At 66.4% G+C, this 9,395-nt stretch carries 4 protein-coding genes and 1 pseudogene; 4 read left to right on the top strand and 1 reads right to left on the bottom strand.

Features of this window, described 5'->3' with window-relative positions:
- Window positions 1-365 (bottom strand): annotated as a pseudogene (locus ACFWU3_RS36150) (fasciclin domain-containing protein); the annotation flags it as partial.
- 1,134 nt (window positions 366-1,499) lie between these two features.
- On the opposite strand from ACFWU3_RS36150, the gene ACFWU3_RS36145 reads away from it, so the two are divergent.
- The 4 genes from ACFWU3_RS36145 to ACFWU3_RS36130 all read left to right on the top strand — a co-directional run bounded on the left by ACFWU3_RS36145 (window position 1,500) and on the right by ACFWU3_RS36130 (window position 9,139).
- Window positions 1,500-4,088: a Pls/PosA family non-ribosomal peptide synthetase gene (locus ACFWU3_RS36145; RefSeq protein WP_384445825.1), complete on the top strand. Its 2,589-nt coding sequence runs from the start codon at window positions 1,500-1,502 to the stop codon at window positions 4,086-4,088.
- Window positions 4,085-5,137: a 2,3-diaminopropionate biosynthesis protein SbnB gene (gene sbnB, locus ACFWU3_RS36140; RefSeq protein ID WP_384445823.1), complete on the top strand. Its 1,053-nt coding sequence runs from the start codon at window positions 4,085-4,087 to the stop codon at window positions 5,135-5,137. Before ACFWU3_RS36145 ends, sbnB begins: the two co-directional genes overlap by 4 nt.
- Before the next feature lie 195 nt (window positions 5,138-5,332).
- Window positions 5,333-6,391 carry a 2,3-diaminopropionate biosynthesis protein SbnA gene (gene sbnA / locus ACFWU3_RS36135; RefSeq protein ID WP_384445821.1) on the top strand — a complete coding sequence of 353 codons (1,059 nt, stop codon included), beginning with the start codon at window positions 5,333-5,335 and terminating at the stop codon, window positions 6,389-6,391.
- A 570-nt stretch (window positions 6,392-6,961) separates the two neighbouring features.
- Window positions 6,962-9,139, top strand: coding sequence for an MMPL family transporter (locus ACFWU3_RS36130; RefSeq protein WP_384445820.1), 2,178 nt, complete (start codon window positions 6,962-6,964; stop codon window positions 9,137-9,139).
- Window positions 9,140-9,395 lie beyond the last annotated feature (256 nt).

The raw sequence follows: 9,395 nt of genomic DNA, 5'->3' as shown, positions 1-9,395 counted from the left end.
GCGAACACCGTGATGTTCTCGGCGTTGTTGAGGGTGTCGACCAGACCGGCCTTCTTCACGGCGGCCACCAGGGTGGACAGCGCCGGGTTGTTGGATGCGGCGGTGGCGACCGGGTCCTTGGCCATGCCGTCGAAGCTGCCCGCGCCGTCCTTCGGCACCGACGCGCAGGCCGGGCCGAACGGACCGTCCATCATGCTGGCACCGTCCGCCGCGGGCATCGACTTCTCCGCCGACGGAGCCGCCGTGGACGCCTTGTCGGAGGCGGATCCGGAACTGTCGTCGCCGCCGCACGCGGCAAGTCCCAGCGGCAGCGCGGCGGCAGCGGCCACGGCGACGGCGGCACGACGGAAACGGATGGCATTCATGGCGTTCTCCTTGGGTAGTGCATCAGCTACTTAAAGCAATGGCGAGAAAGTTTGCGGGGCCACGCAGGTGGCCGGGGGTGGTGTGTCAATTGGAGGCGACGACCATCGATCGCCAGGAGCACCTGGCGGCCGGCACAGCAAAGCCGGACATCAGCCCACGCTCAGTGCGGCCTTTGCGCTCCGGGTGATATGCGTTCTGGTCTTCATCACGTTGGTGGTTCGTTACCGAGGGCAGGAAAGATTGGTTCCTGCCCCGTCATCCGGAAACCGGTGCGGTCCGGGTGGCACTTGTGTCACCGGCGAGGGCGCCAGTCGGTGCCCGCACCTCGTAGCGTTGGCCGAGCTATTGGTCACCAGCACGGTCGCGGGCGCACCGAATCCAGCGCGGAGGTACCGAGACCATGTGTTTGCTGATCCGACCAGCACAGCGCCGAGGCTCGGTGCAACGCGAGCCCTACTCGCGTTGTGGTAGCGCGTCGGCGTCGATACCCAAGACGGTCATCGGTGGCCGGTACTCCTCAGTGCGCGCACGTCATGCAAGGTGCTGAGATGCTCTTTGTGCAGCGGCCGGCGCTTCGGCTGCCACGAGCCGCCTGACAGGAGCCTGTCGGCGGTCGAACCCGAACGAAACAGCCCCACCGCGCTCACCGCTGTCGGCATGAGCCGCTTTGCCGCAGGCGCCCTCCCGTCGCGTCAACTCACGGCGGCCCGTATCGCTCGCTGGACGTCGTCGTCCAGGCCCTCACCGCCCCGCCTCGATGCCCGACTGCGACGTGCTAATTCGGCTCTGCAGCGTCCCTTCAGCGGCAGGTGTGCGGCTGGCGGTGGAGCATTACGCGGAGGCACGACGTCCTGCCCGTGTGGTCCTGCAGTGTCCACCCACCGAGACGATGACCAATATCCAAAGTAAATGGGCAAATGCGCAATCCTTAATGTCGAGTGGCCTCGAATACAGGGCATGACGTCCATCTGCGGCTCGCATCCAGTGCCTGCAGAGTTCCGGCCGAGAACCTCTCGACCAGTTCCCCGCTCCTGCGCGGATCGCTACTCGCTGTAGACATCGGGCGTGCCGAGGGTCCCGTTTGCGGCTACGCAGGCGGCTGGCTCGCACCGCAATCTCCCCAGGGAGTTCGCATGGCTGGAAATCCGGCCGAAGCACTGCTTCTCGACGTGCAGGAGACCTCAGCTATTCAGGGTGGCGACGGATTGACGCCCGGCACGGAGACGGTCCTCGCGGCCGTACTCGCCGACGTCGTGTCCGGGCGCCCGATTTCGGTCGACAGCAACTTCTTTGACGACCTGGGCGCGGACTCGCTGGTGATGGCGCAGTTCTGTGCGCGCGTCAGGAAACTGCCGGACCTGCCGTCGGTGTCGATGAAGGACATCTACCGGCATCCGACGCTCAGGAGCCTGTCGGCGGCTCTGGTGGATTGCGTGCCGGCTGTGGCGCCGGTTCCCGCAGCTGCGACGTCGGTGTCGGCGGACGTGCCGGCGGTTCCTGTCGGGAGGCTGCAATATCTGATGTGCGGAGCTTTGCAACTCCTGGCCTTTCTCGGCTACTCCTATCTCCTTGCTCTGGTTACCGCACGCGGCGTCGACTGGATATCCGCCGGGGTCGGCGTGTTCGACGTCTACCTGCGTTCGGTCGCATTCGGTGCCGTCGGCCTTCTGATCATGTGTGCTGTACCGATCGTGTTGAAGTGGGTTCTCATCGGCCGTTGGAAGTCCCAGGAATTCGGGGTCTGGAGCCTGGCCTACGTGCGCTTTTGGATCGTGAAAACGCTCGTGCGGTCGAACCCGCTGGTCCTGTTCATCGGATCACCTCTCTACGTGTTCTATCTCAGGGCGCTGGGCGCGAGCGTGGGGCGGGGGGTCGCGGTCTTCTCCCGCAGTGTTCCTGTGTGCACTGATCTCCTTGTCATCGGAGAGGGCACGGTCATCCGCAAGGACTCGCTGTTCAGCTGCTACCGGGCGCATGCAGGCGTGATACAGACCGGCACGCTGACACTCGGGAAGAATGTGGTTGTCAGCGAGGCCACGGTCCTCGACATCGACGCATCGGTGGGCGACGGGGCTCAGCTCGCGCATGCCTCATCCCTGCACCGAGGTCAGGCAGTGCCTGACGGTGAGCACTGGCACGGATCACCGGCGCAGCGTTCCGGGGTGGAGTACCGGGCCGTGGCCGGGTCAGCTCGCACTGATTTGCGCAGGGTGGTGCACAGTGCTCTGCAGCTGTTGAGTGTGCTGCTGGTGTACGTGCCTGTGCTGGTCGGCGGTGTGGGCATGCTGGTCGCGGTGGCGCCGCATGTGGAATCGGTTTTGGAGCCGGGGCCTTCGGCTCTCACCAGTGGGACGTTCTTCCTCGAGACGCTGGCCGCTTCCGCTGTGCTCTTCTTCGGGGCCGTGCCGTTCGCGCTGCTGGTGGTGGGCACCCTCCCCCGCCTGCTCAATCGGGCCATTACGCCGGGCAAGGCCTATCCGTTGTACGGCTTCCACTACGGGGTGCACCGGGCGATCGCGTTCTTGACCAACAGGAAGTTCCTGATGCGGCTGTTCGGCGACAGCTCCGGCATCGTTCACTACCTGCGTTTCCTCGGGTATGGCCTCTCCACGGTCGAGCAGACCGGGTCGAACTTCGGCACGCAGGTGAAGCAGGAAAGTCCGTATCTGAGTTCGGTCGGGACCGGGACGATGGTGGCGGACGGCCTGTCGATCATGAACGCCGATTTCTCGAGCACCTCGTTCCGCGTCTCGCCGGTCTCCATCGGGGCCCGCAACTTCCTCGGCAACCGGATCTCCTACCCGGCGGGTGGCAGGACGGGCGACAACTGTCTTCTGGCGACGAAGGTCATGGTCCCGGTGGACGGGAAGATCCGCGAGGGTGTCGGGCTGCTCGGCTCGCCGAGCTTCGAGATCCCGCGGTCCGTCCAGCGGGACAGCACTTTCGATGCGCTGAAGAGCGGCAAGGGGCTGCGCAGCCGCCTCGCGTCCAAGAACCGGCACAACGTGGCCACCATGGGCCTCTTCCTGCTGGTCGGATGGATCTATCTCTTCGGTGTCACCCTGCTCTTCTCGGCCGCTGCGGAGCTCTACCCCGCGTTGGGCGCATCGGCCATCGCGCTGGCCAACGTGTCCGTCCTGCTGTTCACCGCCGGGTACTTCGTCCTGGTGGAGCGGGCCGTGACGGTCTTCCACCCGCTCGCCCCGTTGTTCTGTTCCATCTACGACCGCCGCTTCTGGCGCCGCGAGCGCTACTGGAAGGTTCCCTCGGAAACGCATCTGCAGATCTTCAACGGCACCCCGTTCAAGACCGTGATCTGGCGGCTGCTGGGGGTCCGGATCGGCCGCAGGGTCTTCGACGACGGCTGCATGTTGACGGAGCGCACGATGGCCGCCATCGGCGACGGCTGCACTCTCAACGCCGGGAGCGTCGTCCAGTGCCACTCCCAGGAGGACGGCGCGTTCAAGTCCGACCGCAGCAGCATCGGCGCCGGCTGCACGCTCGGCGTCGGCGCCTTCGTCCACTACGGCGTGACGATCGGCGATGGCGCCGTGCTCGCCTCCGATTCCTTCCTCATGAAAGGCGAGGTTGTTCCCGAGCACGCGCAGTGGGGCGGCAATCCAGCCCGCCAACTGGGCCGTACCGGTGACGAGGAGTGGCGGCAGGACCGATCCGACACCCCGGACCGACCGCTTTCCCCCATCGAGGTGACGATCCCATGACCACCATCGGCACACGACCCGCGCAGACGAGCGTGCCAGCCTTCGCAGTGATCTCAGGAGACCAGGTTCACGATGCGCTGCGTGGGCGGGAGAAGGAGATCGTGGAGGTGGTCGAGGCCACGTACCGACTCCATAGTGACGGTGCGTCGGTGAATCCGCCGTCATCGTTCCTCAGGTTTCCTGATCGCCCCACCTCTCGCATGATTGCGCTGCCGGCATCGATCGGCGGCCCAGACCGGGTGGACGGCCTGAAGTGGATCTCCAGCTTTCCGCGGAATGTGGTGGAGGGCCTCCCCAGGGCCTCGGCCGTTCTCCTGCTCAACGACCCTGAAACCGGCTACCCGTTCGCCTGTCTGGAGAGCTCGATCATCAGTGCCACCAGGACGGCGGCCTCGGCGGCCGCGGCAGCCGACTGGCTCAGCCGGGACCGGCAGCGCCCGGCACGCATCGGCTTCTTCGGGACGGGACTGATCGCCCGCTACATCCACACCTTCCTGGAAGGCACCGGCTGGTCGTTCGACGAGATCGGCGTGCACGATTTGTCCGCCGACAGCGCGGCCGGCTTCCGCCTCTACCTGGAGCAGACGGGCACCGCCGGCCGGGTCACCGTGCACCACGGCGCCGAGGAATTGATCCGCCAGAGTGACCTGGTGGTCTTCGCCACCATCGCAAGCCAGCCTCATGTGTCCGACGTTGCGTGGTTCGACCACAACCCGATGGTGCTGCATGTGTCGCTGCGCGACCTGGCCCCGCCCATTCTGCTGAAGTCGGCCAACATCATCGACGACGTCGAGCATTGTCTGAGGGAATCCACCTCGCCGCACCTGACGGAACAGCTCACCGGCAATCGAGGCTTTGTGTCCGGCACGTTGGCAGACGTGATGGCGGGCCGGGTGACCGTGCCAACGGACCGCCCCATCGTGTTCTCGCCGTTCGGCCTGGGAGTCCTCGATCTCGCGGTCGGCAAGTACGTCTACGACGAGGTGGCCCGCGGCGGAGAACTGCAGACGATCGACAACTTCTTCTACGAACGAAGCCGGTACGGATAGATCTCCGACCCCGGGCCGAACCGATCACGAGGAGACCCTCGCGCAACACCTGAAGAACCCGAAGAAATCGGCGGCTCAAGCGCCGCACGTCAGAGCACACCCTATGGCTCCACGGTCTCGGTTCCGCTCGTATCGCGTCCGAGGCGAGGAGGCGCAGTCAGCCGTAGAGGCTCTGAAGCAGAGGAGGAGAGTAACGTGCCCGTCATCTCAGTTCCCCAGGCCTTCAACGAAGAGGACCTCTACGTCGACCTCCAGTCGATCTTCGGGCGCTCGCTGTACCTCAAATGTGAAGGGTTCAACTTCGCCGGCTCGGTCAAACTGAAGGCCGCGACCGAAATGGTGGAGTCCGCCGAACGAGACGGCACCCTGAAGCCGGACTCGATCCTGGTCGAATCCTCGTCAGGGAACCTCGGCGTCGCGCTGAGCATGATCGCCGCGAGCAAGGGCTACCCGTTTGTGTGCGTGACGGACTCTCGCTGCAACTTGACGACCAGGCTCATGATGGAAGCGCTCGGCAGCCAGGTGCATGTCGTCTCCGAGTACGAGACCAATGCCGGCGGTCTCCTCGGCGCGCGGCTCGCGTACGTCCGCAGCCTGTGCGCCGCCGACGGCCGGTGCGTATGGCTCAGCCAATACACCAATGCAAGCAACTGGAAGGCCCACTACCGCAGGACGGCGCCGGCCATCGCCCGACGCTTCCCTCAACTGGACGTGCTGTTCGTGGGGGCCGGCACCACCGGCACCCTGATGGGCTGTGCCCGCTACTTCCGGGAGCAGCGGCGGTCGGTGCATGTCGTGGCCGTGGACACGGCTGGTTCAGTGAGCTTCGGCGGTGCCCCGGCACGCCGGATGATTCCCGGGCTGGGTATGAGCGTCCGTCCGCCGCTGCTGGACGAGTCGTTCGTGGACGAAGCCGAAATCGTTGAGGAGGCGGATACCATCCGTACCTGCCGTCGCCTCGCCCGACGAGGCTTCCTCTTCGGCGGATCGACCGGCACAGTGGTCAGCGGCGCCATGGACTGGCTCGCCCGCAACGGCACACGGGGCCTCACCTCTGTCGCCATCGCCCCTGATCTCGGCGAGCGGTACCTCGACACCGTCTATCAAGAGAACTGGGTCCGAGGCTTGTACGGCGACGATGTCCTGTCCTCTGACGAGTCGTCCGACACATGGCCGACCCCCTCACCGGGCCCTCGACATCACGATCATGCCGTTCACGCCCCGTCCGGCGGACGAAGCCGCGGCCGCTCGTGACCGACGGGGCGCCTACCCTTCGCGCCAGGACAAAGACGATGCCTTGAGGCCATTTGCCAAGAGTGCTGGCGACACCGGCGGAGCCGCGGCAACAACCTGGCGGCCGGCCGGGAAGGCGCCGTAGCCGCCGGCCCCAGCCGTTGAGACCTCGTACAGACGGTAGAAGGACGCCTGCCCGCCGGGTGCAACCGCGCAGGAGTCGCGCGGGCCTGACACCCGGTTACGAGCGGAGGGCTCGGAGAGACCTGCCTGCTCAAGCGGCGGGAACGATCCACCTGGTGTCGGCGACGATCATGCGAATCCGCCTGAGAACCCAAGCGTCGCACCTGGTCCACCTTTCAGCCGTCGCCGACATCACCTGGATAGTCGGTGAGCCGCACCGCGCCACTCGGGTGAATCAAGCCGCAGTCGGCAACCCGAGCGAGGTAGGGCACCGAACTGACTGAGATGGCACGCAATCATGGCTGGACCGTCCCTGATCAGAGGAGCAACCCGTCCGCAGAGCCCAGACCCATGTGGCCACCGGCGTGCGTCCAGCAGGCCTAGCGGCGCGGCGAGAGGAAGCATGTGATGGTTCGTCCGGCTCGCTGGGGAAGGGCGCTCGGGCCCGCAGTCTTACTGGTCCTGTGGCTGCTGGGCGGCACCTTCCTGGCGCCTTATGTGGGCAAGGTGAGCGGCGCTGCTCCAACCGATACGGCGCTGCTCCTGCCCCGCGATGCGGAGTCGGCTCGTGTCCAGGCCGCTGGGCGGGCTCTCGGCCAGAAGTCGGCGCTGCCTTTGACGGTCGTATGGACCACCACGGGCGTACGCGGGGACGTCCCGGACAGGATCAGCGCCTCGCAGCGGCGGGCAGCGACAGCCGCCCTGGCTCGTCTTGGCAGTATGCCAGGCCTCATCGAGGTCCCGAGCGCGCCGATGAGGGCACCTGACGGTCGTGCCATGCAGAGCCTTTTGCTCCTGGAGCCTGACCTCGGCACCCGGCTGCCCAGCGTCGTCGAAGACATCCGCCGGTCGGCGGATCGCGTCCCCGGGATAGTGGCCGCGCTGGCCGGCCCGGCCGCGATCCAGGCGGACCTCGATGACGCCTTCGCTCGCGTCGACGGGCTTCTGCTCGTGGTTTCCCTCATCGGTGTGCTCGTGGTCCTGCTGATCGTCTACCGCAGCCTGTTGCTCCCGTTACTGATCGTCGTTGGGGCGGTCTGCTCACTGATTGTCGCCTGCACCGTGGTCTACCTTCTGGCCCGCCAGGGTGTCGTTCAGGTAGACGGCCAGCTGCAGGGCATCCTCTTCGTACTCGTGATCGGCGCTGCGACGGACTACGGACTTCTGCTGGCCGCCCGCTACAGCGAGGAGCTGGGCGCCGACGATGACCGGTGCGCTGCGATGCGTACAGCGCTGCGTCGGTCAGCCGGTCCGATCACCGCCAGCGCGGCTACCGTCTGCCTGGGCTTGCTGGCTCTCCTGCTGGGCGATTTGCCGACGCACCAGGCGTTGGGGCCGGTCAGTGCCATCGGCATTGTCTGCGCCGTCTTGAGTTCACTGACGTTCCTTCCGGCAGCGCTCCTGCTCTTCGGCCGTGCCGCCTACTGGCCCTCGCAGGACGCCACGGGACGCAAGGGAAGCGACCGCCTGTGGACCCGCATCGCCGGTTCAGTGGACCGCGCGCCCCGCAGGATCTGGGTCACGACGCTGGCTGGCTTACTCGCCTGCGCAGCATTCGCACCGACTCTCGCCACACAAGCGCTCTCACTGGATCAGATCTTCCGCGGCCCAGCGCCGGCCGTCAACGCCCAGGCAGCGCTCAGCCGTCACTTCCCCGCCGGCATCGACAGCCCCGCCGTGGTGATCACCAACCGTGAGCGGCTCCAACAGGTCACGGAAGCAGTCCGTAGCACCCCTGGAGTCGCCACAACGAGCCGACTGGGCCAACCAGCCGGGTCCGCTGCCTCGGCGGAGGCGGAGCACCGTCGCTTGGCACTCGCCGCGATCCTGGACGATCCACCGGACAGTGACGCGGCGCAGGTCACCATCACCAATCTGCGGGAAGCCGTACACAAGATCCCCGGCGCGGAAGCGGAGGTCGGCGGCTACTCGGCGCAGCAGCTCGACACGCAGCAGACCGCCGACCGGGACCGCACACTGATTGTGCCGGTCGTCCTGGCCAGCATCCTGCTCGTCCTGATGATTCTGCTGCGTTGCCTGCTCATGCCGATTCTCCTGATGGCCACGGTCGCCCTCAACTACCTGGCCACCCTCGGCATCGCCGCGCTGGTCTTCGACCACGTGCTGGGATTCACGAGTACCGATCCGACCATCGGCCTGTACGCCTTCGTCTTCCTTGTGGCGCTCGGAGTGGACTACAACATCTTCCTCGTGGCACGCGTACGCGAAGAAGCAGTCCGGCACGGACCCCGCCCCGGTCTCCTGCGCGGCCTCACGGCAACCGGCGGTGTCATCAGCTCCGCGGGCATCGTGCTCGCCGCCACCTTCGCCGCCCTCACCGTCATCCCGGTCGTATATCTCTTCCAGATCGGCTTCATCGTCGCCGTCGGAGTGCTCCTCGACACACTCATCGTCCGCTCGCTCCTGGTACCTGCCCTCATCCGCGAGATCGGACCCACCGTCTGGTGGCCGAACACCCCCAGCAGCACGGCCACTCCTGCCGCAGAACCACCAGCGCTCGCGGACAGCCCCGAGCCCGATTCCCGAGAACTGATTGCCAGTGGCGAAGCACAGCGAACCTCATGACCAGTCGCCCAGCAGGGTGATAGCAGCGGCACCGGATTGCCTCGCCTCCGTTCCACCGCGTGGGGCCTCCAAGACCAGGAGCCGACGGGACAAGCTCACCGCAGCGCACCGTGCCTCCGAGGAGAACGTGGCACTCCCGTCGGCCGATCATTGAACTGAGACGCGGACTGCACCGCACAGGCGCCTGGGCCCCAGCCCAGGGGGCCAGGCGCCTGTGCTCCGGTCCTGGTGCTCAATGGTACGGCCGGCGACGCGG

The sequence above is a fragment of the Streptomyces sp. NPDC058685 genome, from assembly GCF_042714725.1.
Lineage (GTDB): Bacteria > Actinomycetota > Actinomycetes > Streptomycetales > Streptomycetaceae > Streptomyces.
This window is presented reverse-complemented; position numbering and strand designations above follow the sequence as displayed.